This window comes from Bradyrhizobium sp. CCBAU 21365, assembly GCF_015291305.1.
GTDB lineage: Bacteria > Pseudomonadota > Alphaproteobacteria > Rhizobiales > Xanthobacteraceae > Bradyrhizobium > Bradyrhizobium elkanii.
In genome coordinates this window covers 7381111-7404095 of sequence record NZ_CP030036.1, presented here as the reverse complement: position 1 = coordinate 7404095, position 22985 = coordinate 7381111, and the positions used below count along the sequence as shown (strand labels likewise).

Below are 22985 nucleotides of genomic sequence, written 5' to 3'. Positions count from 1 at the left end.
GGCGGTCTAGCGCGGATTCCGCAGCGCAGCGGTACCCCGGACAGTACCGGGCGCATAGTATGTCAGGCGTACTGTTTCCGTCCCGCGGAATGATTGTCACCCGCGAGCGACGAGGCCAGCACCGTGCGGTCGCGTCCCGAACGTTTCGCCTCATAGAGCGCGAGGTCGGCCCGACCGAGCAGCTCGGTCTCGCTCGCGGTCGCGGCCGACCGGCTGGCGATCCCGAGGCTGATCGAAACCACGCCGCGGCGGGCGGCCGGATTGGCGATCGCCAGCGACCGCACCGTGAGGCGCATCGCTTCAGCGACCTTCAGTGCATCCTGCTCGCCGACGCCGGGCAGGATGATCGCGAATTCCTCGCCGCCATATCGCGCCGCCAGCGCGGTGGTGTTGGTCGTGGCGTCCGCGATCACGCGCGCTACTCGCCGCAGGCATTCGTCACCGGCCTGGTGACCCTGCGTGTCGTTGAAACCCTTGAAGTGATCGATATCGAGCATGATCAGCGAGATCTGCTCCCGGTCGCGGAACTCGCGCGGCAGCGCGCTGTCGAAGCTGCGGCGGTTAGCGAGGGTCGTCAGGCCGTCGGTCGTCGCCAGCTCGGACAGGCGGATGTTCAGTGCGTTGAGCTCGTCCTCCATCTTGCGGCGTTCGGTGACGTCGCGCAGCACGCCGACGACCTCGATGGCATGGTGGTCTTCCGCCGCGCCGGCAAGCTTGAAGTTGATCTCGACCCAGACCTCGCTGCCATCGGCGCGGAAGGTCTTGAATTCGACGGTCTTGGTGGTGGTCCAGTTGGTCAATTCCGACGTCGCCCTGGCGACGTCGGCGAGATGATCGGAGTGCACGAACTCGAAGCAGGATTTACCGATCAGATCGTCCGGGTTTCGGCCGAGGATGGTCTCAACCGACTGCGACACGAACAGGAAGCGACCGTTGCGGTCCAGCAGGATCACCACATCGGCGATGTTGTCGGCAAGCAGCCGGTAGCGCGCCTCGCGTTCCCGGAGCATCCGCGCGACCTTGGTACGCTTGGCAAACTCCTTGCCGAGCAGGATCGCGAACAGGATAACGCTTCCCATCAGGATGATGGCGACAAGCAGGTCGTTGCGCAAATCGTCATGCCATGCGGCGAGAACCTGGGCTTCGGGCAAGGCGACGGTGACCACGATCGGATATTGCGAAGCGCGCTCGAAGCCGAGATATTTGACGCGTCCGTCGAACGGCGATGTGGTTTTCGTGTAGCCGGTTCGGTCCTGCTCGATCTTCGCCTTGAATGCCGCGGAAACCTCCTTGTTCCACTTGCCCGCCGGCCAGTGCGCCAACACGATACCGTCGAGCCGAAGCAGGGTAATTCCGGCGTGCGGACCGAATTTGAAGGCTTGGTAGAAGTTGTCGAAATAGCTTGTCTCGATGGTCGCGAACAGCACGCCGCCGAAGCTGCCATCCTCCCTGGTGACGCGTCGCGACAGCACGATGGTCGGCTGACCGGTCAGGCGCGACTGCAACGGCTCGCTGATATGCAGCGATGCATCCGTCGAGTCGCGATGGCCGATGAAATAGCCGCGATCGGCATTGTTGTGCGCCGGCAGCTCCGCGGCCGACGAGTAGATCCGGTTGCCGTCGGGGTCGATCACGCCGATCTCCTTGATCTGCGGCAGCGCGTCGGCGGTCTTGCGCAGCGCCGCGTTGAAGCGATCGACGCGCGGCTTCTGGTATTTCAGCAGGTCGACCATGGCGTTCATGGCCACGTCGATCGCCTGGACCGAATGCGAGGCGTGTTCCGCCAGCGAGTGGGTGAGGTTGCGGATGTCGCGCTCGCCCTGGGCCAGTGCCGTGGTGCGCGCCTCGACCGCCTTCCAGATCAAAAGACCCAGCACGAATATGCTCATCGCCGCCACCACGGCGGCGACGATCGCCGTCGGCGAAAACAGTTTCGGCAGCTTGGCGGGGCTATCGGGCACGTCGATCGGGTCCACTGGCGCGTGTTGCTGCAACGATCAACGTCCGATCTTAATGTCACGTTTCGCCGCCGGGAGCCGAAGCCGGCCGGGGTGGTTAAGTGAAAGTGAATGGCTGATCCGCAGCCGCAACCGGGGGAGGGGCCCTTGACGGCACCGGCAGGGCGGGCGATTTAAGTAAATATGTTCCTGCAGTTTTTCACATCGCTGCGCGACGCCCAGGTCCCCGTGACGTTACGGGAATATCTGACCTTGATGGAAGCGCTTGACGCCGATCTCGCCGAGCAGACGGTCGAGAACTTCTACTATTTGTCGCGCGCCGCGCTGGTGAAGGACGAGCGCAATCTCGACAAGTTCGACCGCGTGTTCGGCACCGTGTTCAAGGGGCTCGAGAGCCTGCTCGATGCCATGGGCAAGGCGGAGATCCCCGAGGAGTGGCTGAAGAAGCTCGCGGAGAAATATCTCACCGAGGAAGAGAAGAAGCAGATCGAGGCCATGGGCTGGGACAAGCTCATGGAGACGCTGAAGAAGCGGCTCGAGGAACAGAAGGGCCGCCACCAGGGCGGCAGCAAGTGGATCGGCACCGCCGGCACCTCGCCGTTCGGCGCCCATGGCTACAATCCCGAGGGCGTGCGGATCGGGCAGGAGAAGAACCGCAACAACCGCGCCGTGAAGGTGTGGGACAAGCGCGAGTTCAAGGACCTCGACGGCAATGTCGAGCTTGGCATCCGCAACATCAAGGTGGCGCTGCGGCGGCTGCGCAAGTTCGCGCGCACCGGCGCGCCGGATGAACTCGACCTCGACACCACGATCAAGGAGACCGCCAACCACGGCTATCTCGACGTGCACATGCGCCCCGAGCGGCGCAACGCGGTCAAGGTGCTGGTGTTCTTCGATATCGGCGGCTCGATGGATTCGCATATCGAGCAGGTCGAGGAACTGTTCTCGGCCGCCAAGAGCGAATTCAAGCACATGGAATATTTCTACTTCCACAACTGCCTCTATGAAGGCGTCTGGAAGCAGAACAAGCGGCGCTTTACCGATCGCACGCCGACCTGGGACGTGCTGCACAAGTATCCGCACGACTACAAGGTGGTGTTCGTAGGCGACGCCTCGATGTCGCCTTACGAGATCATGGTTCCCGGCGGTTCGGTCGAGCATGTCAATGAAGAGGCCGGCTCGGTCTGGCTCGACCGCATCATCCGCACCTATCCGCACGCGGTGTGGCTCAATCCGGTGGCGCAGAAGCACTGGGACTATTCGGAATCGACCACCATCATCCGCCGCCTGTTCTCCGAACGCATGTATCCGATCACGATCGAAGGTCTGGAGAACGCGATGCGGGAGCTGGTGCGGTAAACGCACAACGCGTCCCGTGCCGGCGGGCGCGCCAACAACATCCAGGGAGAGCCCCATGCCCCAGAACATCCACCGCGGCATCAAGGTGATGATCGACGAGGCCAACGCCGAGATCGAGACCATCAGCGCGGCCGATGCGATCACGCTGATCGGCAAGAACGACGTCGTCATCGTCGACATCCGCGATCCCCGCGAGATCGAGCGCGACGGCAAGATCCCCGGCGCGTTCTCCTGCACCCGCGGCATGCTCGAGTTCTGGATCGATCCGAACAGCCCCTACGCCAAGCCGATCTTCCAGGAAGACAAGAAGTTCATCTTCCACTGCGCCGGCGGCCTGCGCTCGGCACTCGCCGCCAAGACCGCGAAGGACATGGGCCTGAAGCCGGTCGCGCATATGGGCGGCGGCTTTGCCGCCTGGCGCGAGGCCGGCGGGCCGATCGAGGCGTGGGAGCCGAAGAAGAAGGGCTAGGCAGGATGTCACGCGCGGGCTTGACCCGCGTGTCCATCGCTTCACAGCAGGATGGATTGCCGGATCAAGTCCGGCAATGACGATGGAGAGACATGCAAGATGACGACGACCGACGATCCGCTCGTTTCGACCGAATGGCTGGCTGCGCATCTCGGCGATGCCAACGTCAAGGTGCTCGATGCGACCTTCAAATTGCCGGGCGTGCTGCCGCTGCCGAAGGATGATTATCTCGCCGCGCATCTGCCGGGTGCTGTGTTCTTCGATGTCGACGCGGTGTCGGACCATTCCAATCCGCTGCCGCACATGTTTCCGAGCGCCGAGCAGTTCGGCCGCGACATCGGTGGACTCGGCATCAGCAATGCCGACACCGTCGTGATCTACGATTCCGGCGGCTGGGTCGCGGCGCCGCGCGCCTGGTGGATGTTCCTGTCCTATGGCCATCGCAACGTGCGCATTCTCAACGGCGGCCTGAAGAAGTGGCGTGCCGAGGGCAGGGCGGTCGAAAGCGGCGAGGTGAAGCCGAAGCCTGCGACCTTCAAGGCGAGCCACGATCCGCAGCGCGTGCGCAGCATCGAGCAGATGATCGCCAATGTCGAAAGCCGTGCCGAGCAGGTAATCGATGCGCGCGCCGCCGACCGCTTCGAAGGCCGCGCGCCGGAGCCGCGGCCGGGCATCCGCGCCGGCCACATCCCCGGCGCCCGCAACGTGCCCTACAACCAGCTGTTCGATGCCGCGACCGGCGAGATGAAGCCGCTCGATGATCTGCGCAAGTCGTTCACGGGCGCCGGCGTGAAGCTCGATGCGCCGATCGTGACCAGCTGCGGCTCGGGCGTCTCGGCCGGCGTGCTGACGCTTGCGCTCTACCGGCTCGGCATCACCGAGAGCGCGCTCTATGACGGCTCATGGTCGGAATGGGGGCAGGCGAGCGGCCCGCCGATCGCGACGGGACCGGCCTGACAGGGTAATCCCTGCTTGCTAGCGTCGGGTGAGCGGCACCAGCGTCGGCTGGCCGAACGGATCGAGCTGCTGCTGAACGACCTGCCGAACCGGCTGCGCGCGGACAATCCGACGCCGCTCCTTGCGGTGGGCCGGCTTGCTGACCGCGCTGCGCTCCGGCTTCTTCGCCTTAATAGCCTTCGGCGTCGCCGGGGCTTCGACAACAACTTCAGGTCCGCCCAGCGTCGCGATCTTGGTCGCGGCTGCGACCGCCTCGGGTGACGGAGGCGGTGCCGGCTCGGGCGCTGCCATCGCGGGTGCCGGCGGAGGAAGTGCGGGCTCGCTGGGGACGGGCGGATCGGCGACGGCGGCGACCTTGGCCTCGGTGGCCGCCGCTGCAGCTTCGGCGCCAGCGGGCGTCGGCTCCGATGCCGGCAAGGGATCTGCGGTCGGAGTCAGAGCCGCAGTGTCGGCGGATTGGGCCGGCGCTGGGGTCGTCGCGGCCTGGGCTTCCGGCTTCGGCGGAGCGGGCGGGACCGGATCATCCGCCGTCACGGCGGCAACCTTCTCCGGCTCGGCTGCAGGGGTGATCTCAGCGGGAGCAGCCGGTTCGGACGCGGCTGGCTCGGGCGGGGGTGCTGCCGGAATATCGGTCGTCACCTTGTCGGCAGGCGGGTCGACCCGCACCATGGCAAGCACTGGCGGGGCGTCGGGCTGCTGCGCGAATTGCGGCTCGGGCGGCGCCCGGAGGGCCGGAATGCTGGCGAACTCTTCATGCGCCGCGCGAAACAGCGCGGCTGCCCCTAACCCGAACACCAGCAGCGAGGTCGCCAGCACGATCGCGGCGAACAGAAAACGAAGGCCGGGGAGCATGGGCGCGGTTCCCCCTTCTGCGGGAGGGTCTTCGATGTCGAGGGAACGCGGTGACCACACAAGAAAGCCGGCGTCGCGAGCGCGAATCAGGCCGATTCGAAGATATCGCAACGTCCCGGGACTGTTTGTTACAAAATGCGGGTGATTGATGACTTTGGCCACGTGGACAAACATTCCGAGCCCGTGAGACATCTTTGCCGCAGCGTTGACGCGAAATCACAAAAGGCCCGGAATAGCCCGGGTTTCGCGGATTTGTCTTGAATGCGCCGCTATCTTCCTGCATTGGGCCGTTAACAGTCCGGTGTGGCTTGGGGACTATAACAGAGCAATGATGATCAACCGCATTCTGACGATTTGCGCTGCCGCGGCTCTCGGCGTGGCAGGAACCTCGCTCGCGCATGCGCAGCAGGGTTATCCGGCGCCCCAGGGCACCGCCTATTCGACGGCGCCCCAGCCCTACCCTCAGGGCAGCATGCCGGATTTCGACGCTCTCAATGACGATGACGGGCAGGATTCGGCTGCACTGCCGCCGCCTGGTCCGGTGCTGTCGCCGAACGACCCGCGCTATGGCCGTCCGGCGAATGCGCCCGCCTATTCCGATCGTGGCGCGCCGACCGGTCCGGTGATGTCGCCGGACGATCCGCGCTATGGCCGACCGATGAATGCTCCTCCGGTCTATTCCGACCGTGGCGCGCCGACTGGCCCGGTGATGTCGCCCGATGATCCCCGCTATGGCCGGCCGATGGGGCCGCCGCCCGTGATTTACGGTGACCGTCCGGGTGCGCAACAAGCCAATCGCGACAATGGCGTTCCGGCCGCCGGCGTTTCCTATGGCGACGACCGCGGCGGCATGCGTCCGCCCGAGGGCGTTACCGGAGCCGTGCCGCAGCAGCAGGCGCCGGTCGATGCCAATGGCAAGCCGGTACAGATCGCGGCGCTGCCGCCGGACGAGCAGCCCGAAGACGCCCCGGCGCAACTGCCGCCGAATCTGCGTCGCCAGGAAGTGTCGTTCGCGACCAAGGAGCCGGCAGGCACGATCGTTGTCGATACGTCGAACACCTATCTCTATTACATCCTGGGCAATGGCCGGGCGGTCCGTTACGGCGTCCGTGTCGGCCGCGACGGCTTCACCTGGACCGGCGTGCAGAAGATCACCCGCAAGGCCGAGTGGCCGGATTGGCACCCGCCGACCGAGATGATCGAGCGTCAGCCCTATCTGCCGCGCTTCATGGCCGGCGGACCCGGCAACCCGCTCGGCGCCCGCGCGATGTATCTCGGCTCGACCGTGTACCGTATTCACGGCACCAACCAGCCGTCGACCATCGGCAAGTTCGTCTCGTCGGGCTGCATCGGCATGCTGAACGAAGACGTGTCCGACCTCTTCGAACGCGCCAAGGTCGGCACCCGCGTGGTTGTGCTGCCCGGTGGTCCGCCGCCGGGAACGGCGACGGCTTCTGCCGCGCCTGCGAACCCGATGGCTCCCTCCGCGGCCCAGGCTCAGGCGGCCGCGCCGCTGCCCGGCACGCAGCCGACCACGGTGCAGCCGCTGCCCGCACCGGTGACGGTGCGCTAGGCCAACAGGCAAACTGATCATTGAAAAAGGCGCGCCAACGGCGCGCCTTTTTTGTTTGCCGATCGATGTCCGATCTCAGGCCAGGCGCCGCGGCGGCTCGTTGCCCTTGGTGAAGGCGTCGATGCACTCGACCATCTGCTGATAATGCGCCTGCAGGCTCTCGCGCGTGGCATAGCCGAGATGCGGCGTGATCACGACATTGTCGAGCTTGCGCAGCGGGTGATCCGACGGCAGCGGCTCGACCGAGAACACGTCGATGCCGGCGCCGGCGATCGTCTTGTCGCGCAGCGACGCGAACAGGGCGTCCTCATCGACGATCGGCCCGCGCGCGGTGTTGACGAGATAGGCCGACGGCTTCATGCGGGCGAGATCGGCGGCGCCGACCAGTCCGCGCGAGCGCGGGCTCAGCACGACATGGATGGTGATGATGTCTGATGTCGCGAACAGCTCGTCCTTGCTGGCATAGCCGACGCCGGCCTCCTTGCACTTCTCCGGCGTCAGATTGGGGCTCCAGGCGATGACGTTCATGCCGAACACCTTGGCCATGCCGGCGACCTTGCTGCCGAGCTTGCCGAGGCCGATGATGCCGAGCGTCTTGCCCTCGATCTCGGTGCCGGCAAAGGTCTGCCAGGCCTCGCCGGCGTGCATGCGCGCATTCTCGCGGCCGATGCCGCGGGTCAGTTCCAGGATCAGGCCGATGGTGAGGGGCGCGGTGGGATCGCGGCCATATTGGGTGCCGCACAACACCACCTTGCGGCTCTTCGCGGCCTCCATGTCGATCGCCGCGTTGCGCATGCCTGACGTGATCAGGAGCTGCAGCCTGGGCAGCGCGTCGAGCAGGCTCTTCGGGAACGGGGTGCGTTCGCGCATCGCGCAGATGACCTCGAAATCCTTCAGCTTGGTCGCCGCTTCCGCCTCGCTCGCGAACGGCTTGTCGAACACCGTGACGTCGACCCGGTCCTTGACCTTTGGCCAGTCCGCCACCGAAAGCGCGATGTCGAAATAGTCGTCGAGGATTGCACAGCGGAGCCGCGTCATCGGGAAAGGTCCATTCAGGGTGAGGACGACGGCGGGAGATCAACCGTCGGGATGCCCGTCATGGTCGCGCGCAATCGGCAGGCGCGCAAGCGGCCGCGGTTTCAAAAAGCGGCGATTGTCACACGCGCGGAGACGGCTTCTTCGCGGAGCGGATATCGGCGAGCATCGAGCGGACCGCCGGCGACAGCGCCATCTGCTTGGCGCGGCAGGCCGGACCTGGGCCGCGCATATAGTGCAGTTCCGGCCGGTAGGGATTGAAAGCCTTGGCGACGAAGGCGCGCCAAAAGGCGCGGAATTCGGCGAACAGCGTCGCCTCGCCTTTGGTCGTCGGGCGCGGAAGGGGTGCTGAAATGATGGTAGCCATGACGTGGCCTCAACTGTTTTGGCCGCGGTTCTGCCGCGAAAATCGCCGTTTTTCGACGTTGAGGACGAGTTTTGGCCTGATTTATTAAAAGATGGTTTCAATTGTCGTGATTCGGCGCACACATGGCGTCGAACCCGTAATCACCCGTGGTGAAGCCGCGAAACGTGGTGAACGGACGGAAAACAGAGGTCCCGCGGTTGCGCTTTCGGGGGCCGGCCGTTACATCGGCGGCAGCAAAATTTCCACAAATCGGATCAATTCCAGGGACAGCGGATGGCGCGCCAGTTCATCTATTTCATGCAGGGTCTGACCAAGGCGTACCCGACCCGCAAGGTGCTCGATAACATCCATCTGAGCTTCTACCCGGACGCCAAGATCGGCGTGCTCGGCGTCAACGGCTCGGGCAAGTCGACCCTGCTCAAGATCATGGCCGGTCTCGACAAGGAGTATAACGGCGAGGCCTGGGTCGCCGAGGGCGCCCGCGTCGGCTATCTCGAGCAGGAGCCGCATCTCGATCCCAAGCTCTCGGTGCGCGAAAACGTCATGCAGGGCGTCGCCAAGCAGAAGGCGATCCTCGACCGCTACAACGAGCTCGCGGTCAACTATTCGGACGAGACCGCCGACGAGATGACCAAGCTGCAGGACGAGATCGAGGCCCAGGGCCTGTGGGATCTCGACAGCAAGGTCGACCAGGCGATGGACGCGCTGCGCTGCCCGCCCGACGATGCCGATGTCACCAAACTGTCCGGCGGTGAACGCCGCCGCGTGGCGCTGTGCCGACTGCTGCTCGACCAGCCGGAATTGCTGCTGCTCGACGAGCCGACCAACCATCTCGACGCCGAATCGGTGTCGTGGCTGGAAGGCCATCTGCGCAACTATCCCGGCGCGATCCTGATCGTCACCCACGACCGCTACTTCCTCGACAACGTCACCGGCTGGATCCTCGAGCTCGACCGCGGCCGCGGCATCCCCTACGAGGGCAATTACTCGTCCTGGCTGGTGCAGAAGCAGAAACGGCTCGAGCAGGAAGGCCGCGAGGACGCCGCGCATCAGAAGACGCTGGCCCGCGAGCAGGAATGGGTGGCGTCCTCGCCGAAGGCACGCCAGGCCAAGTCGAAGGCCCGCTACCAGCGCTATGAGGATCTGCTCAAGAAGGCGAGCGAGAAGCAGACCCAGACCGCGCAGATCATCATTCCGGTCGCCGAGCGGCTCGGCGCCAACGTCGTCGACTTCGAAGGCCTCAGCAAGGGTTTTGGCGATCGCCTCTTGATCGACGATCTCACCTTCAAGCTGCCGCCCGGCGGCATCGTCGGCGTGATCGGTGCCAACGGCGCCGGCAAGACCACGCTGTTCAAGATGATCACTGAGCAGGAGACGCCAGACAAGGGCACCATCACGGTCGGCGAGACCGTGCATCTCGGCTATGTCGACCAGTCGCGCGACGCGCTCGAGGGCAACAAGACGGTGTGGGAGGAGATCTCCGGCGGCAACGAGCTGATCCTGCTCGGCAAGAAGGAAGTCAATTCGCGCGGCTACTGCTCGGCGTTCAACTTCAAGGGCGCCGACCAGCAGAAGAAGGTCGGCGCGCTGTCGGGCGGTGAGCGCAACCGCGTGCATCTCGCCAAGATGCTGAAGTCGGGCGCCAACGTGCTGCTGCTCGACGAACCGACCAACGACCTCGACGTCGATACGCTGCGCGCGCTGGAAGAGGCGCTGGAGGACTTCGCCGGTTGCGCCGTCATCATCAGCCATGACCGCTGGTTCCTCGACCGCATCGCGACCCATATCCTGGCCTTCGAGGGCGACAGCCATGTCGAATGGTTCGAGGGCAACTTCCAGGATTACGAAAAGGACAAGATGCGCCGGCTCGGCCAGGACAGCATCATTCCGCATCGCGTGAAGTACAAGAAGCTGACGCGCTGATTCAAGATGTCGTCATACCCGGCCTTGTGCCGGGCATCCACGTTTTTGCTTTCCGGATGCAAAGACGTGGATGGCCGGGACAAGCCCGGCCATGACGAGTTGATGGCGTCTCTCACAACGTCGGCCGTCTCCTGATTTGCAGGATCGTGACGGCATCGCGGCGCAATCTGCGGCCAGTTGTCGCTTTTCAAGCGCGCGGGATTGCGTAGATAGAGCGCTCCCGCAAATCAAATTCTGCGAGCACTCCACCATGTCCGCACTTTCCGAGGCGCGCGCCCCCGCAAAGGGCCGGTCGCTGCGTCCCGTTCCCATGCTGATCTTCGGATCGCGCTGGCTGCAATTGCCGCTCTATGTCGGCCTGATCATCGCGCAGGGCGTCTATGTCGTGCTGTTCCTGAAGGAATTGTGGCACCTGTTCGCCCATGCCTTCGATTTCAGCGAGCAGCAGATCATGCTGGCCGTCCTCGGCCTGATCGACGTCGTCATGATCTCGAACCTGTTGGTGATGGTGATCGTCGGTGGCTACGAAACCTTCGTCTCGCGCCTCAATCTGCAGGGCCATCCCGACGAGCCGGAATGGCTGAGCCACGTCAATGCCAGCGTGCTGAAGATCAAGCTGGCGATGGCGATCATCGGCATCTCCTCGATCCATTTGCTGCGCACCTTCATCGAGGCCGGCGCACTGTCGTCAGGCAAGGGCAACTACACCGAGACCGGCGTGATGTGGCAGACCATCATCCACTGCGTCTTCATCCTGTCGGCGATCGGCATCGCCATCGTCGACAAGCTGTCGAACGACTCGATCGAAGGCGCCAAGCAGCAGGTTGGGCACTAGGGATGAACGGCGGCGCGGCGTCACCGCGCCGCGCGTGAGCCGAACAATGCCGGCGCGGATCTGCCGAGCCATTCGGGGATCTGCGCCGCGCCGCGCGGAAATCCGCGCGCCATCGCGAGGACGAACGCGGTCTGCCAGACGCCGAACAGCACCAGCCAGCCCAGCAAGGTCGGCAACCTGACGATCGCGCCGTAAACCGTTCCGGCTGCGATGGCCGCGATCCACGTCACGACGACGCTGTCGATCCGCCTGAACGCGGGGTTGGTCAGGAGCACGCCGAGAATGGTGATGGCTCCGCCGACGGCGCCGCCGATGCCGCCGATCAAAAATCCCATGTAGGGATTGTTGCCGAGCGTCTCGGTGATCTGGGCCGGGTTCGCGGCATTGCCCTCGATCGGCACGGTTCTCGCGTACTGGCCGAGCGCCTGAAGCGTCACGGCGCTGGCATCGTAGGCCGCGATCCACGCCGCCCCCGTGATCGCGACCACCAGCGCCAGCTGAAACCGGTCCCTGGCGCCAAACATGACGTTGCAGGCCGCGATCGCGATGCCGAATATCACGCCGGGCAGGATCGTGATGCCGCCGGCGTCGGAGACGACGAACGAATATTGCAGGACGTTGAGCGCATAGGTCGCGACCAGGCTGCACAGGACGGCCGACGCAAGCGACAGCACGGCGAAGGGCAAAATCGATCGGTCGCGCGACTGCTCGCTTTTGGCCTCCAGCATGCGATCGACGGCGGCCCGTGTCTCGGCGGCCGCGCTGCCCTGGGGTTCGAGGATCGTGACCGCCTTGAGATAGGTCGGAACCTGGTCGAGCGGGGTCGGCGCCATCATCACCGGCAGCACGCGGTTGCTCGGGTTCGGCCATTTGTTCCGGGCAAAGGCGAGCTCGCTCAGCGTGTAGCGTCCCCTGGTCACCGATTCCGGACTGATCAGGAACACCATAAAATCGCTGCTTTCGATGGCTTTTTCGACGCGCGCATCGAAGCTGTCGCCCGGCGGAAGATCGTCGTGCGAAAAGAAAACGTCATGGTCGCAATTGCGCAGGGACTGGGCGATGCTGTCAGCCTGCGATTCCAGTTCGGAGGGAAATGACAGAAATATGCGCATGGCAAAACTTACCACCCAGAATTGAATTCTGACAATTGCCGAATCCGCGTTGCAATGACCGTTTCCGCAGGGTGAGATCGATCATGAAATGGCCAGCCACCATTGTCGCATTCGCGGTGCTGCTTTGCGCGCCGCTGCAGCGGCCGGCATTCGCCGCCGATGCTGCGTTCACCCAGTTCATCGCCTCGCTGTGGCCGGAGGCCAAGGCCGCCGGCGTGTCGCGCGAGACCTTCGATCGCGAGACGCGCTCGCTCGAGCCCGACTACAAGCTGCCCGACCTGATCCTGCCCGGACGTCCCAAGACCGGCGCGCCGGCGCAGGCCGAGTTCGTGCAGGTGCCGGCCGATTACATCAGGGAAGCCTCGATCGCGCGGCTCGCCGCGGAGGGGCAGCGTCTGATGCAGAAGTATCGGCCGTCGCTCGATGCGATCGAGAAGCGGTTCGGCGTCCCGGCCACCGTCGTGCTGGCGATCTGGGGCCGCGAGACCGATTACGGGCGCTATTCGCTGCCCTACGACACGCTGCGCGTGGTGGCGACGCAGGCCTATGTCGGCCGCCGCAAGGATCAGTACCGCACCGAGTTCATCCTCGCGCTGAAAATCCTCGGCGAGGGTGCGGTGACGCGCAAGGAGATGCGCTCCTCCTGGGCCGGTGCGACCGGCTACACCCAGTTCCTGCCGTCGGAATATTACAAGCACGGCGTCGATCTCGACGGCGACGGCCGCGTCGATATCTGGCATTCAGTGCCGGACGCGCTCGCCTCCGCCGCGCAGCAGCTGGTCAACAAGGGCTGGCAGCCCGGCGTGCGCTGGGCCTATGAGGTGCAGGCGCCGGCCAATGCCGACTGCACGATGGGCGTGCCTGAAGTGACGAAGCCGATCAGCCAGTGGCTGCGCGCAGGCTTCGTGCCGGTGCGCGGGCAGAAGCTCAGCGCCGCCGAGCAGGCGCAATCGGCGTCGCTGCTGCAGCCGGAAGGCAGCTACGGTCCGGCCTTCCTGACCACGCCGAACTACTTCGTGATCAAGGAATACAATTTCTCCGATCTCTACGTGCTGTTCGTCGGCCACCTCGCCGACCGCATGACGAGCCCGCAGCCATTCGCGACGCCATGGTCGGCATCGAAGCAGCTGCGCTCCGCCGATGTCGAGGCGATGCAGCAGCAGCTGACGAAGATCGGTCTCTACAAGGACAAGCTCGACGGCAAGGCCGGGATGCAGACCCGCGCGGCGCTCGGCGCCTATCAGAAGCAGGCCGGGCTGAAGGTCGATTGCTGGCCGAGCGAGGCGGTGCTGCGCGCGATGAACGGGCAGCGCTGACCGGGCTGGCTCGGAAGACCGCCTGATGGCGCAAAGCAAAAACCCGGCCGCAAGGCCGGGTTTTCGAGTGTGATGCTGAAAAGCGTGTCGGTCGATCAGTCGCAAACCTGGATGCGACGGAAGCGCCAGCCGTAGCCGTCCCAGAAGCGCTCACGAACCATGCGGCACGGGGCCTCTTCGACGTAAACCGGCGCCGGTGCGACATAGACCGGGGCGGGGCGAGCGCCTGCGATCGCGCCGCCCAGCAGGGCGCCGCCGATCAGGCCGCCGGCAACGCCGGCTGCGACGGCGCCGCCGTCACCAGCCTTGGCAGCCGGAGCAACGGCCAGCGAACCGGCAATCGTGGTAACGGCGACAAGGGCAGCTAAAGTCTTCTTCATGTCTTTGGCTCTCCTGGAAGGTGGTGGCGTCGTGGTCCGGCGCCGGGTTGAGGTGACTCGCACGCTGATCTCGAACTGCTGTCTTGCTAAACAGCGCAGAACAGTCAACCGAAAGTAAACGTTCGCAGGCTGATCGCGCAGAAAAGCGGTTTTTTCTGGCCATCTACAGCAGATGTCCCGGAGAAACAGTCGGTTTTCCGGGACAACTGGTTCGATTTAATCGAGATGAACGGCGATCAGTCGCAAACGCGGACGCTGCGAACGCGCCAGGTGTAGCCGTCCCAGAACCGCTGGCGCTGCCAGAAACAGTCGGGGCCGTAGCCGGGTTCGGCGACATAGGCCGGGCCGGGCGCATAGTAGCCGTATCCGGGACCGTAATAGCGGTTCTGCGATGCGATCGCGCCACCGACGATAGCGCCACCGATCAACCCCGCAGCGACGCCGGCGGCGACACCGCGTTGTGCCTGGGCGGGGGCGGGCACCGCCACAGTCGAAGCCGCAACAGCGGCAACGGCGCAAAGCGCCAGCAATGTCTTCTTCATGGCCTCACCTTTCTCACGGCAGCAGGGACAGCGTGCGTTGGCGATCTGTCTCGTCGAAGGGTTCCATATTCAGCTTGAATGATCAATGAACGACGCTGCCGTATTCGCGACCAAATGCTTGCAGCTTTTCGAGTATCTTGCAACGCACAAGCCCGATAGCACCGCAGCAAGGCGCGTGCTCATTTCGGCGGCGAGGGAAGCGCTTATTGGCCCCTTAAGCCACCCGGCGGGTTCGACCTCCGACCGATTTAGACTCATTCCAATATGAATCCCGCATCAGTTTGGAATTGCTACAAAAACAGCTTTTTCCTTTTGCATCGCGCGGGAGCCGACAATATCAATATTGGGAAGCATCACCGTTGGACCCCGCCTCTCTCCGATGATTGTCTGTTCCTGTAACGTCCTGAGCGACCACGATGTCCGCAATGCCGTCAACGGCGGTGGGTCCGTGACACGAAATGCCAAGCAGGTGTACGGCTGCCTCGGCTGCAGTGCCGAATGCGGCCGCTGTGCGCGCACCATCAAGGCGATCATCGACGAGGCGCTCGGTCCTTGCGCCAAGGCCTGCTGTTCCGGCTGCCCCCACAGCGGCCATCCGCACGCCGCCAACGAGGACGCCGAGCCGGCCGAATTCGCGCTCGCGGCCTGCTGATTTCACCAAATCCCTCCGAATCCGGTTGTCCAGGCGCCGCTTCTGCGAAGGGTTGCTCTTGTCGGTAATCTGATTTAGAAGCATTCTAAATTTAGCGCCGGCCAAGGTTGGCCGCGACAGGTGGAGTGGATCATGCAAGGCGACCCGAAGGTCATCGATTATCTGAACAAGGGGCTGCGCAGCGAACTGACCGCCATCAATCAGTACTGGCTGCACTACCGGATGCTCAACAATTGGGGCCTCCTGGAGATGGCCAAGGTCTGGCGCAAGGAGTCCATCGAGGAGATGGAGCACGCCGACAAATTCGTCGATCGCATCCTGTTTCTCGACGGCTTCCCGAATCTGCAGGTGCTCGATCCCCTGAAGATCGGCCAGGACGTCAAGGAGATCATCGAGTGTGACCTCGCCGCCGAGATCGGCGCCCGCACGCTCTACCAGGAGGCGGCGACCTACTGCCACGGCGTCAAGGACTATGTCAGCCGCGACCTGTTCGAGCAGCTGATGAAGGATGAGGAAGACCACATCGACTTCCTCGAGACCCAGCTCGACCTGATCAAGCGCATCGGCCTTGAGCTCTACACCCAGAAGCACGTCGGACATCTGAAGGGCGAGGATTCCTGACCGGCTGTCTGTCGGCGCGCCGAGCGTCGGCCAAAATACGAGAGGCCGTCCTTGCGGGCGGCCTCTTTTGCTTTTGCGAAAGGGATAGAGCTATTCGTCAGTAGCACCGCGTGATGTTGACGGTGCGGTCGCCGCCGCGGCCGGGCACCGTGACGCTCTCGGTGGGGCAGCTCGACACATAGGGGCGATCCGACGGCACCACGGCTGGCGGATAGCGATGCGCCCAATCCCACGGCACATCCTGGGTGTAGGTGTAGCGGACGTCGTTCGAGACCGGCGCCGGAACCTCGGCGGCGAAGGGAACGCTCGCCGCACCATCATAATATCCGCCCGCGTCGGGCAACACGATGCCGGGCACCCGCACATGATGGCGGAAGGCCGGATGGTGCGAGGAGAACGTGCCGCGCGCCGCGGATCCGGATCTCGCATAGGTTTCGGTCGGGGAAGCCAGCAGCAGCGCTGCGACGCCAAGGGAAGCCATCAGCGACGCCATCAGCGCCCCAGTTGTTCGATACGCCATTCTTCGAAGAGCCATGGCACGCACCAACTCGCGGTTACGGAGCATTTCTGCAGACGCTAGGCCGCGCCTCATGGTGCCCGCAAACTCATCCTTAATTATTGGTTGACAAGTAAGGTTAACAGAGAGTAACTGTTTCAAATTGACGCGACCTTCCGCGCAGACGGCGGGCGCCGTTCAGACAGCATCCGCCGGAACGAAGCAGCTGATGATGATGCTGCCGCGGTGGTGCACGTACCACACCACGGCCTCGCCGACCGGATTGCCGCGATCGCGGATCACGGCGCGCTCCGGCACCATCATCCACTCGCCCTCGATCGGCACCCAATAGGCGCCGCCCCGAACGTCGTAGCTGGTGCGATGGCCGTCGGAGATGTCGCAGCACGGCACGCCATTCGGCGCGATCACGCTCTTGAACCAGGCGCGGATATCGGGCGGCACGTTTTCGTATTGGCCGTTGTCGAACGCCAGTGCAGCGCCCGCCATCATGGCGAGCCACGCAAGCACCGCGACATGCGTGAGCCTTCGCATTGCCTTCCTCGGCGAAAACTTCTACGTGACCCGCGCATAGCGTCACGCGAATCCGGTGTTTGCGCGATTAGGCACGAACCGCGCGCGGGATGCATGCTCAAAGAATCGGCGAAGCCGCGCAGTCAGGCGTGATGCAGTGCGGGATGGTTGCGCTCAGGATGATTGCTTCGCGCGCGCCTTCTTCGCGGGTTTCACCGCGATATTGTCCCGCGCCATTTTCAGCACGCTGCGCAGCGTGACCTGATCCGCCTTCGCGAGGCGGACATTGGTGCTGCCGCTCTTGCCCCAGCCGCCCGGCACCGGGCGGAAAATCTCCGGCTCAGCCTCGACCACCATCGCCTGCTGCTCGGGTGTCAGCTTCACCATGCCCCAATCCTGGTCGGGATAGCCGAGCGTCGCGAAGATGCGCTTGCCGACGCGGAAATCTGTTGTGCCGTGATGCGCGCCCTCGATCACCTCGGGCAGGCTCAGCGCGATCTTGCGGAAGCGATTTGCGGACATCACCCAAAACTCGATCGCTACATCGTGCGCTGCGGCGCCGTCTGCAGCAGCTCCTGCAATCGCCTGGCACGGAATTTGGCGTCGCCGGTGGAGACGAGGGCGGCCACAAGCGCCGCGCACAAACGGATCATGCTGCTTCTCCCCATGCGCGGCGCCTTTGTGCAGCCGCGTCGCTGCAAGCCTAGCATGAGGCAAAGCGTTGTCCGAGTGCCGCGCCGCGCGGCAGGCTAAAGCACGATGAGATTGGGTTGAAGCGTCATCGCGCTTTTAGATTCTTGTTTAAGCATGATCCTTTCGGAAAACCGCTTCGCACTTTTCCGGATCATGCTCTAGCTCGCCTTCAGCACGTTGAGCGCATACCAGCCCCAATAGACCCGGTGACGCCGGATCAGCCCGTCATCGATCTCCATGACCTCGACCAGATCCATCTGATCGCCGTCCGGAGACTGCCGCGGATATTCCCAGGTGAGGACGCGGCCGTCGCTGAAGAAACCCTGCTTGAAGCGCCGCCGTTGCGGCGGGTTGGTGCGGAACACGCGCGTGATGAACGCGCGCAGCGCGTCGCGGCCGCGGACGATCCCGTCTTTGGTCTGCATCAAATGCTGGACCAGCGGGCTCTCGATCGAGGCGTCGGCTGCGTAGAGCGCGAGCGCCGCCTCGAGGTCCTTGTTGCCGAGCGCCGCATCCCAGAGCCTGTAGATGCGTTCCGCGTCGTTGCTGCCAGCTGTCATGATGGTTCCCTTGTGTTTGGTCGACTGCCGCCCATTTGAGCGGAAGAGGCCGCCGCGACGTTTCAGGAAAATCTGAAATGAGCTGCGCGGCACGGCGAATGCGGGTAGGACGTTTCGGCGCGATCTGGAGGACGATGCGGTGGGATCATCCCAAGCCTTGCAGACAGGATTTTCGCGGATCGCCGAGGCATTGGGCGATCCGGTCCGCGAGGCGATGGTCAGTGCGCTGGCCGACGGCAAGGCGTTGCCGGCGGGCGAGCTTGCTGCGGTCGCCGGCATTTCGCCGCAAGGCGCCAGCGCGCATTTGCAGAAGCTGGTCGACGCCCGCGTGCTTTCGGTGTGGGCACAGGGCAGGTTCAGATATTACCGGATCAGGGACGACGACGTGGCGGCGCTGATCGAGAGCCTCGTCGATCTTGCGGCCAAGGCCACCGTGGGGCGGCGGCGTGCGATGCCGGCCGAGCAGCTCAGGCAATCGCGCACCTGCTACCACCACCTTGCGGGTCAGCTCGGCGTGCTGTTGTCGAATGCGCTGATCCGACGCCGCCTCGTCGTGATCGACGGCCGCGATGGTCGTGTGACCGAGCAGGGGCTGGCCTGGTGCCGGGCCGAGGCGATCGATTTCGATCCGGCGCGGCAGCCGCATCTGCGGCTCTGCAATGATTGGACCGAGCGCGTGCCGCATCTCGCCGGTCCGTTTGCCAATGCCGTGCTGGCGCGGCTGGTCGAGATGCGCGGCGTTGCGCCGCATCGGATTCCGCGCGCATTGCGGATCACCGATCGGGGGCGGGCGTTCTTTGACCGGCTTGGCGTCCAGGTTCCGTTCTGAAGGCGACGAGGTGAACTAGCGGCCGTCCTCGACCTCGGTCTCCGGGCGGTCGTTGCCGGAGGCGGTTTCGGTCAGCCATTTGCCGTCCGACGTCTCGTACTGGATCGCCTCGGTGCGGCCGGGGACACGCTGCTCGTTGGCGGCGCGTCGGGCAGCGGCAAGTGCCGCGGCGTGGGTAGGAAATGGTTCCGAGAACACCCCGTTGACGGTATAGGCCCAGCCGCCGTCGTGCTGGACGACCTTGTAGATCACGTGGCTCATCCGGAACCTCGCTCCACCGTGGACGATGACACTGCCAGAATAGACCACGATGTCGTATTTTGCAGCAGCCGATCGTCCTTGAGGGAGCCGCCCCGTTGCCGCGGGCGAGGGAGACCGACATGTGCCGCAATATCAAGACGCTGTTCAACTTCGAGCCGCCCGCCACCGAGGACGAGATCCACGCCTCGGCGCTGCAGTTCGTGCGCAAACTGTCCGGCTTCAACAAGCCGTCGCACTCCAATGAGGCTGCATTCAACCTGGCCGTGGCCGAGGTCTCGACCGCCGCGCGCAAGCTCCTGATCTCGTTGCAGACCACGGCACCGGCGCGCGATCGCGAGGTGGAGGCGGAGAAGGCGAGGGAGCGTTCGCGCCTGCGGTTTGGCTGAGGGCGGGGCGTACCGTGATGCAGATCACGGTACGGCGCCGCGCGTCCGGGCATCGGTGCCGTTCACCCGATCCTGGAGCGACGCCATGAAGCCTGCCCTGCTCACGTTCTGTTCGATTGCGTTCGCCGTGCTCTGGACCTGCGGCATGCTGTGGTCGAGCGGGAAGATCGACCTTGCCAACGTCATCATCCTGTCGGCCTGCGGGGCGCTCGCGGGCGTTGCCTGGTACTACGCGATGCGCTGGGTCTTCCAGCTCATGCACCTCGCCCGGCCCTCCGATCCTCCGGCCAATCCGGGCGCGGAGCGGTAGGCATCGGGCGCGACACGGACCGAGCTGGCCGTGTCGTCGCGCGAGGACAAAAGGGTTACTTCTTGTCCTTCTTGCGGTGCTTCTTCTTTTTCTTGTGATCGTCGTCCTCGTCGTCATCATCATCAGCGAAGTCGATGGCGTCGACGTCAAGCGCGATCGCTTCCGCTGCCGCGCGCTCGGCGGCATCGCGCTCGGCGAACTCGGCGGCTTCACGCTCCTTGGTGCGCTTGTAGTCTTCCCAGGCGTCGAAGATCATGTGCAGCCACGGCATCACCTGCTCGATCGACGGCAATTGTCCGGGCGGACCGGCTTCACCGCGCGGGCCGGCCGGTCCCTGCGGTCCCTGTGGACCAGCTTCGCCGCGCGGACCCTGCACGCCCGCCTTGCCTTGCGCTCCCGGCTTGCCCTGGGGACCCGCCTTCCCAACCAGTCCGGGCTTGCCCTGCGGACCCGGCTTGCCGCGCGCACCTTCCGGCCCCGGCCGCCCCGGATGTCCCTGCGGACCGGGCCGACCCGGCTCGCCCTGACGGCCCTGCGGCCCCTGCGCCCCTCGTGACCCCTGGCGGGAGATTGTCTCGTCAGCCACTGATATGCTCCGTCGCGATTTCAAGCCGCTTGTAACAGAGGTTGGATGACGGCTTCAATTCTGCCCGGCGCCGCTGATGCAAGCGATCAACAGTCATAATTCGATGCGAAGATCGTGACGGGAGGACGCGTTGCGGATTCTGAACGACAGGCGCGGGGCAGTTGCAGGCGACGCAACAAAGGCGCTGACGTTCGACATCGTGGTGACGCGGCACGATCTGCGCGATGAAGCGGCGTTTCGCAACACCGGCGTCCTCGACCTTTATGCCGAGCTATTTCCTCCGAACGAGCGCGACGCCCCCGACGACATTGTGCGCTGGGTGCTGTCAGACGATGTCGGCGAGCGACGAGAGTTCAGCGTCGGCGGCCGGAAGCTGTCATATTGTCTCGACTCGCGGTGCTTCATCTTGCGCGCGGAGGGGCGCGCGATCGGCCTCGGTTTCTTCACCTACGATCACGCAAGCGAGCTGATCTACTGCAACTATGTCGGCGTCGCGAAGGCGTGGCGCGGCGGCGGCCTGGCGGGCCGGTTCTATCGCGAGATGATCGAGATGCTCGACGCCCTGTTTCCACGCAATATCGGCGTGGTGCTCGAGGTCGAGCCGTATGATCGCGATCGCCTGGCGGCGGTCATCGGCGATCTCGAACGGACGGGCGTGAGGCAGCTCGCCGCGGATCAACAGACCGGGATTCGCAGATTGCTGCGCGTCAGCTGGTACGACAAGCTCGGCTATTGCTTCTTCTGCGACGCGCGCGGCATGCAGCCGCTTGTGTGTCGCTCGCCATGCCTCGATCCATCGCTGTTGCCATCCGCTTGGGTCGGCGCGGAGGAAAATTATTGGTTGGCCTGGCAGTCGCGGACCGGCGCGCCGTCGGTGCAGGGCGAGCGCGGGGGTGAGCTCTGGCAAAGAGCCGTCGCTGCGATCTATGTCGAGATCCTCGCAAAATCCCTGGTCGACGACGATCCGAAGGGGCGGCGCGACTATTGGGACTATGCGACGGCGCTGGTCGCGCAGACGCTGCAACGGGCCGCGATGACCGAAGTGCGTCTCGCTCGCTGCCTCGATGCCGACGGCAGCAAGCTATTGTCGCGCTGGCGGCGGCTTGCGATCGACCCGCCGATCTAGATCGACGTGCGGTCAGGCTGCGGCGTGCTCGCTCAGCGGCACGTCGATGCCGTCGGCCGAATATTCGCGGATCTTGTTCCGCAACGTCCGGACCGACAGCCCGAGCACGCGCGCTGCGCGGGTGCGATTGCCGTCGCAGCGCGCAAGCGTTTGCAGCACGAGCTCGCGCTCGACTTCATCGACGGTCGCGCCGATCAGCAGTGGGACGATTTCATTTGGAGCCAGCGACGGCAGCAGCGCTTCCGGCGACGGTACGGTGGACGCGTAAGACATGAACTCCTCCCGATCAACGCCCGCTTCGTCGGTGAAGCGAAGACATCGAGAACCAACTACCCCGTAGATCCACGGTGTGCCGGTTTGGTTAACAAGCCCTTAACGCGCTCCTAACTCCCTGCTTTGTAAGCAAAATACCCAGAAATCGCCACGATTGCGGTTCCATCCGTCACAATGTGCGGTATCCGCCATCGACCATCACGATCGATCCCGAGACATAGGCCGACAGGTCCGAGGCGAGGAAGATGGCGGGGCCGACGATGTCCTCCGGCTTGCCGGCGCGGCCGAGCGGGGTGTGGTCCATGAAGACCTTGACGAGGTCGGGATTGGTGGCGCGCACCTTCTCGTTCAACGGCGTCTCGATGAAGCCCGGCCCGATTGCATTGACGCGCACACCATCCTTGCCGAGCTCGGCGGCCAACGCCTTGGTGAAGCCGAGCACGCCGTGCTTGGAGGCGGTATAGGCCGGCGAACTCGGCGTGCGCAGATGCACGAAGGACTGGATCGAGCCGATGTTGACAATGCGTCCCTTGTTCTTGCGCAGTGGCGCGAGGAACGAATGCGTCACGTTGAACACGCCGGTGAGATTGATCGAGATGATGTCTTCCCAATCCTTGATCACGGCCTCGTCGGTGCCGAGCATGCCGTTGCGGCGCGCGATGCCGGCATTGTTGACCAGGATCGAGACCGGCCCGACCTTGTCGGCCACTCGCTTTGCCATCGCGACGCAGGCGTCGCGATTGGTCACGTCGAGCGCAAAGCTCTCCGCCTTGCCGCCGGCATTGCGGATCTCCCTGGCCGCTTCCGCCGCCGCATCGCCGTTCATGTCGAGCAGCACCACGCGCGCGCCCTCGCGGCCGTAGCCGAGTGCGATGGCGCGCCCGATGCCCGAGCCTGCACCGGTAATGACGGCGATGTGATTGTCGAGAAGGGCCATGGCGTTTCCTCGTTCTGATTTGTGAGCGTTGTCGACAACACTATTC

At 64.4% G+C, this 22985-nt stretch carries 28 protein-coding genes; 13 read left to right on the top strand and 15 right to left on the bottom strand.

Annotated features, from left to right (window positions below; translation table 11 throughout):
• Window positions 1–62: 62 nt before the first annotated feature.
• Entirely contained in the window at window positions 63–1976 is a 1914-nt protein-coding gene (locus XI02_RS34785; protein WP_018273365.1) for a diguanylate cyclase, read from the bottom strand.
• Window positions 1977–2141: 165 nt separating this feature from the next.
• Here XI02_RS34785 and XI02_RS34780 point away from each other — a divergent pair, with 165 nt between their 5' ends.
• The 3 genes from XI02_RS34780 to sseA all read left to right on the top strand — a co-directional run bounded on the left by XI02_RS34780 (window position 2142) and on the right by sseA (window position 4743).
• Entirely contained in the window at window positions 2142–3317 is a 1176-nt protein-coding gene (locus tag XI02_RS34780; protein ID WP_016847779.1) for a VWA domain-containing protein, read from the top strand.
• Between the two features lie 55 nt (window positions 3318–3372).
• Complete coding sequence (locus tag XI02_RS34775; RefSeq protein WP_016847778.1) at window positions 3373–3786, top strand: rhodanese-like domain-containing protein; 414 nt, start codon at window positions 3373–3375, stop codon at window positions 3784–3786.
• Window positions 3787–3885: 99 nt separating this feature from the next.
• Window positions 3886–4743: a 3-mercaptopyruvate sulfurtransferase gene (gene sseA, locus XI02_RS34770; protein WP_172647130.1), complete on the top strand. Its 858-nt coding sequence runs from the start codon at window positions 3886–3888 to the stop codon at window positions 4741–4743.
• An 18-nt stretch (window positions 4744–4761) separates the two neighbouring features.
• On the opposite strand, the gene XI02_RS34765 is transcribed toward sseA, so the two are convergent.
• Window positions 4762–5595 carry a hypothetical protein gene (locus XI02_RS34765; RefSeq protein ID WP_194483255.1) on the bottom strand — a complete coding sequence of 278 codons (834 nt, stop codon included), beginning with the start codon at window positions 5593–5595 and terminating at the stop codon, window positions 4762–4764.
• A gap of 328 nt (window positions 5596–5923) precedes the next feature.
• Here XI02_RS34765 and XI02_RS34760 point away from each other — a divergent pair, with 328 nt between their 5' ends.
• The gene (locus XI02_RS34760) at window positions 5924–7168 is read left to right on the top strand and encodes a L,D-transpeptidase (protein ID WP_069279595.1); all 1245 of its coding nucleotides are present in this window, start codon (window positions 5924–5926) and stop codon (window positions 7166–7168) included.
• 75 nt (window positions 7169–7243) lie between these two features.
• On the opposite strand, the gene XI02_RS34755 is transcribed toward XI02_RS34760, so the two are convergent.
• Both XI02_RS34755 and XI02_RS34750 read right to left on the bottom strand, forming a co-directional pair.
• A complete protein-coding gene (locus tag XI02_RS34755) occupies window positions 7244–8206 on the bottom strand; it encodes a D-2-hydroxyacid dehydrogenase family protein (protein WP_172647131.1) in 963 nt (320 codons plus the stop codon).
• A gap of 118 nt (window positions 8207–8324) precedes the next feature.
• On the bottom strand, window positions 8325–8570 hold the full coding sequence (locus XI02_RS34750; protein ID WP_016843723.1) for a hypothetical protein: 246 nt from the start codon (window positions 8568–8570) through the stop codon (window positions 8325–8327).
• Window positions 8571–8843: 273 nt separating this feature from the next.
• Here XI02_RS34750 and ettA point away from each other — a divergent pair, with 273 nt between their 5' ends.
• Complete coding sequence (gene ettA, locus XI02_RS34745; RefSeq protein ID WP_018273360.1) at window positions 8844–10493, top strand: energy-dependent translational throttle protein EttA; 1650 nt, start codon at window positions 8844–8846, stop codon at window positions 10491–10493.
• 250 nt (window positions 10494–10743) lie between these two features.
• Window positions 10744–11328 carry a TIGR00645 family protein gene (locus tag XI02_RS34740; protein ID WP_016843725.1) on the top strand — a complete coding sequence of 195 codons (585 nt, stop codon included), beginning with the start codon at window positions 10744–10746 and terminating at the stop codon, window positions 11326–11328.
• A 20-nt stretch (window positions 11329–11348) separates the two neighbouring features.
• Here the strand turns inward: XI02_RS34740 and XI02_RS34735 are convergent, their stop codons facing one another.
• Window positions 11349–12440 carry a toll/interleukin-1 receptor domain-containing protein gene (locus tag XI02_RS34735; RefSeq protein WP_172647132.1) on the bottom strand — a complete coding sequence of 364 codons (1092 nt, stop codon included), beginning with the start codon at window positions 12438–12440 and terminating at the stop codon, window positions 11349–11351.
• An 83-nt stretch (window positions 12441–12523) separates the two neighbouring features.
• Between XI02_RS34735 and XI02_RS34730 the strand changes: the two genes are divergently transcribed.
• Window positions 12524–13756, top strand: coding sequence for a lytic murein transglycosylase (locus XI02_RS34730; RefSeq protein WP_172647133.1), 1233 nt, complete (start codon window positions 12524–12526; stop codon window positions 13754–13756).
• Window positions 13757–13851: 95 nt separating this feature from the next.
• Here the strand turns inward: XI02_RS34730 and XI02_RS34725 are convergent, their stop codons facing one another.
• Both XI02_RS34725 and XI02_RS34720 read right to left on the bottom strand, forming a co-directional pair.
• Window positions 13852–14136: a hypothetical protein gene (locus XI02_RS34725; protein ID WP_016843728.1), complete on the bottom strand. Its 285-nt coding sequence runs from the start codon at window positions 14134–14136 to the stop codon at window positions 13852–13854.
• Between the two features lie 236 nt (window positions 14137–14372).
• On the bottom strand, window positions 14373–14678 hold the full coding sequence (locus XI02_RS34720; RefSeq protein ID WP_016843729.1) for a hypothetical protein: 306 nt from the start codon (window positions 14676–14678) through the stop codon (window positions 14373–14375).
• 379 nt (window positions 14679–15057) lie between these two features.
• Between XI02_RS34720 and XI02_RS34715 the strand changes: the two genes are divergently transcribed.
• Together XI02_RS34715 and bfr are read left to right on the top strand one after the other, a co-directional pair.
• Window positions 15058–15330, top strand: a complete 273-nt coding sequence (locus tag XI02_RS34715) for a bacterioferritin-associated ferredoxin (RefSeq protein WP_016843730.1) — start codon at window positions 15058–15060, stop codon at window positions 15328–15330.
• A 132-nt stretch (window positions 15331–15462) separates the two neighbouring features.
• A complete protein-coding gene (bfr, locus tag XI02_RS34710) occupies window positions 15463–15951 on the top strand; it encodes a bacterioferritin (protein ID WP_026193251.1) in 489 nt (162 codons plus the stop codon).
• A 97-nt stretch (window positions 15952–16048) separates the two neighbouring features.
• Here bfr and XI02_RS34705 read toward each other — a convergent pair whose 3' ends face one another.
• The 4 genes from XI02_RS34705 to XI02_RS34690 form a co-directional block, all read right to left on the bottom strand.
• The gene (locus XI02_RS34705) at window positions 16049–16471 is read right to left on the bottom strand and encodes a hypothetical protein (protein ID WP_026193250.1); all 423 of its coding nucleotides are present in this window, start codon (window positions 16469–16471) and stop codon (window positions 16049–16051) included.
• A gap of 174 nt (window positions 16472–16645) precedes the next feature.
• Window positions 16646–16999, bottom strand: a complete 354-nt coding sequence (locus XI02_RS34700) for a hypothetical protein (RefSeq protein WP_172647134.1) — start codon at window positions 16997–16999, stop codon at window positions 16646–16648.
• A gap of 153 nt (window positions 17000–17152) precedes the next feature.
• On the bottom strand, window positions 17153–17500 hold the full coding sequence (locus XI02_RS34695; RefSeq protein WP_172647135.1) for an MmcQ/YjbR family DNA-binding protein: 348 nt from the start codon (window positions 17498–17500) through the stop codon (window positions 17153–17155).
• A 329-nt stretch (window positions 17501–17829) separates the two neighbouring features.
• A complete protein-coding gene (locus XI02_RS34690) occupies window positions 17830–18231 on the bottom strand; it encodes a nuclear transport factor 2 family protein (protein WP_244981041.1) in 402 nt (133 codons plus the stop codon).
• A gap of 139 nt (window positions 18232–18370) precedes the next feature.
• Between XI02_RS34690 and XI02_RS34685 the strand changes: the two genes are divergently transcribed.
• Window positions 18371–19060: a helix-turn-helix transcriptional regulator gene (locus XI02_RS34685; protein WP_172647137.1), complete on the top strand. Its 690-nt coding sequence runs from the start codon at window positions 18371–18373 to the stop codon at window positions 19058–19060.
• A 15-nt stretch (window positions 19061–19075) separates the two neighbouring features.
• Here the strand turns inward: XI02_RS34685 and XI02_RS34680 are convergent, their stop codons facing one another.
• A complete protein-coding gene (locus XI02_RS34680; protein ID WP_016840968.1) occupies window positions 19076–19321 on the bottom strand; it encodes a DUF2188 domain-containing protein in 246 nt (81 codons plus the stop codon).
• A gap of 119 nt (window positions 19322–19440) precedes the next feature.
• Between XI02_RS34680 and XI02_RS34675 the strand changes: the two genes are divergently transcribed.
• Entirely contained in the window at window positions 19441–19707 is a 267-nt protein-coding gene (locus tag XI02_RS34675) for a DUF2277 domain-containing protein (RefSeq protein WP_026193246.1), read from the top strand.
• Window positions 19708–19792: 85 nt separating this feature from the next.
• Complete coding sequence (locus XI02_RS34670; protein WP_016840966.1) at window positions 19793–20017, top strand: hypothetical protein; 225 nt, start codon at window positions 19793–19795, stop codon at window positions 20015–20017.
• 55 nt (window positions 20018–20072) lie between these two features.
• On the opposite strand, the gene XI02_RS34665 is transcribed toward XI02_RS34670, so the two are convergent.
• A complete protein-coding gene (locus XI02_RS34665) occupies window positions 20073–20603 on the bottom strand; it encodes a collagen-like protein (protein ID WP_172647138.1) in 531 nt (176 codons plus the stop codon).
• A gap of 130 nt (window positions 20604–20733) precedes the next feature.
• On the opposite strand from XI02_RS34665, the gene XI02_RS34660 reads away from it, so the two are divergent.
• The gene (locus XI02_RS34660) at window positions 20734–21729 is read left to right on the top strand and encodes a hypothetical protein (RefSeq protein ID WP_172647139.1); all 996 of its coding nucleotides are present in this window, start codon (window positions 20734–20736) and stop codon (window positions 21727–21729) included.
• Between the two features lie 12 nt (window positions 21730–21741).
• Here the strand turns inward: XI02_RS34660 and XI02_RS34655 are convergent, their stop codons facing one another.
• Both XI02_RS34655 and XI02_RS34650 read right to left on the bottom strand, forming a co-directional pair.
• A complete protein-coding gene (locus tag XI02_RS34655) occupies window positions 21742–22002 on the bottom strand; it encodes a helix-turn-helix domain-containing protein (protein ID WP_016840962.1) in 261 nt (86 codons plus the stop codon).
• Between the two features lie 169 nt (window positions 22003–22171).
• Complete coding sequence (locus XI02_RS34650; protein WP_016840961.1) at window positions 22172–22939, bottom strand: SDR family NAD(P)-dependent oxidoreductase; 768 nt, start codon at window positions 22937–22939, stop codon at window positions 22172–22174.
• Window positions 22940–22985 lie beyond the last annotated feature (46 nt).